Raw genomic sequence first — 2132 nt, 5'->3', positions numbered from 1 at the left:
GCCCTCTGGTCCCCACTCGTTGGGGTAATGCCAAAATAAGGGGCGTTCTTCCGCTGGTGGTGCACTTAACACGGTCTCTTCCTTATCTTCTTCCAAAAGTAAAGGCACAAAGCTCTTACCATCTACGGTTTGGACCGTTTCAACGGTTTCCACACCGGCCATTTCAAGTATGGTCGGGTAGAAATCCTCAATGATCACATAGTTCTCTTGCCGCGTATTCGGAGCAACCTTCCCAGGCCATTTAACGAGCATGGGTTCCCGGATGCCCCCCTCATACACCGAACCTTTACCACTAGCCAAGGGTTTATTATGGGTATTAGGTTCTCCGCCACGCGCATGTGCGCTCAACCCCCCATTGTCTGACATAAAAAGGATGATCGTATTCTCCGCTATTTTCTTATCTGCTAAATAATCCATGATATCGCCCAAACTCTTATCCATCCCCTCGATCATAGAGGCGTACTTGGCTTCGATGGAATCCATTCCCTTTTCATAATACTTCTGAACAAAACGGTCATCGGACATGATGGGGGTATGCACGGCGTAATGGGCCATATAGAGGAAAAAAGGTTGTTGGGTGGTCACCACGGAATCGATGGCCGCCAAGGCCTCTAAAGTAAGTGCTTCGCTTAAATGACTGTTTTTTCCATGGTATTTTTCCAACCCTGGTACGGCCCAAACTTCCTTACCTTCCTTGCCATTACCGAAATTATCAGTGCCTAAATAGCTTTCCGGTGCTCCCGCGGCATGGCCCGCTATATTCACGTCAAAACCTAGGTTCAACGGATTTTCCCCGGGGGTACCTATAGCCCCAAAATGTGCTTTCCCCGTATGCACGGTATAATAACCCGCCTCATGCAATAGTTTTGGAAGTGGCGTGGCATAAACGGCCAAGGAATCCCCGGCAACCGGACTCAGCCCGTTCACATTCCAATGGGGAAACTCCAGTGTTGGGTGGTTTTTTTCCATAGGTTGGAGGCTATCTTTGTGCAACGTCCAATTGGTAACCCGATGGCGTGCCGCATTCATCCCGGTCATTAAGCTAACCCGCGTAGGGGAACATACCGCTGTGGCATAGGCCTGGGTGAACATTACCCCATCAGCAGCCAAGCGCTCCATATTCGGGGTATGATAGCTTTCATTGAAAGGGGTCTTCTTATACCAAAAAGGTACGGAGGTATCTTGCCACCCCATATCATCGACCAAAAACAAGATGATATTGGGTTTGGGCTCCGGGATTTCCTCAGGTTCACATGCGCTGAATACAATGAACAATAAGGCAATTATCAATACTTCAATTATAGTACTTCTACATGTATAAATTCCCATAGCCTAAATTATGTTATGCTAATTACTTTCAATGACCGCACCGTCTTCCCGATAGAGATCGATTTTCCCATCCAATAACACCGCCAGAACCGTCATTTGTTCGTCCAAAACATGGTCGGGTATTTTGATATAGGTAATCCCCGGATAATGGCTCCAATATACCTTACCCACCACGTGATGCTCCAATTTCGAACCTTGGCCTACCACCCAGATCCGGTTGATCTTATTCTTTAACCCACGAAGGACCACTTCCCCCTTGGGATTCCCTTTGACAAATAAATACAGCATTGTACCGTCCTTGGACAAGGTGGTCGGTCCATAAAAATGTTCTTTGGGTATGCCGGCAACCGTACCATAAATAGCTTCCTTGTGTTTGTGGGTCCACCTTCCCAGATCCCTTAAAATATGCTGTTGCTCCTCTGGAATGGTGCCATCAGCCTTGGGACCGATATCCAACAGTAAATTCCCCCCATTGGATAGTACGTCGGCAAAGATCCCGATAATCTGATCGCTGGTCTTGTACGCATGGTCGTTCTTTTGAAAACCCCAGGAGTTGTTCATGGTCATACACAATTCCCAATACGTGCTTTTGGGTCTGGTGATGGGCATGCCCTGTTCCGGCGTAGCATAGTCCCCTTGATCACGAAGCCTTGAATTCAAAATGGTGTTGGGATTCTTATCAAGCAATAACCGTCGCACCTTTGGAGCCTGCCATTCTTCGGAAGTATGTTCCCAATCCCCATCGAACCAATAGAGATCGGGATTAAAGTTTTCGGAAAGTTCCTTTAATTGTCCTTGGTAAT

2 protein-coding genes are annotated in these 2132 nt (G+C 47.4%); both read right to left on the bottom strand.

What is annotated here, in order from left to right; all coding sequences use genetic code 11:
• A partial coding sequence (locus tag WBM98_RS11075) for a sulfatase (RefSeq protein ID WP_424366083.1) occupies nt 1-1329 on the bottom strand: 1329 nt, incomplete at its 3' end.
• A gap of 18 nt (nt 1330-1347) precedes the next feature.
• Nucleotides 1348-2132 (bottom strand): alpha-L-fucosidase (locus WBM98_RS11070; RefSeq protein ID WP_424366082.1); only part of this gene is annotated, 785 nt, incomplete at its 5' end.

It is taken from the genome of Maribacter sp. (assembly GCF_049667165.1).
Lineage (GTDB): Bacteria > Bacteroidota > Bacteroidia > Flavobacteriales > Flavobacteriaceae > Maribacter_A.
The sequence above is the reverse complement of the archived record's forward strand: the minus strand, read 5'-3'. Positions and strand labels throughout refer to the sequence as shown.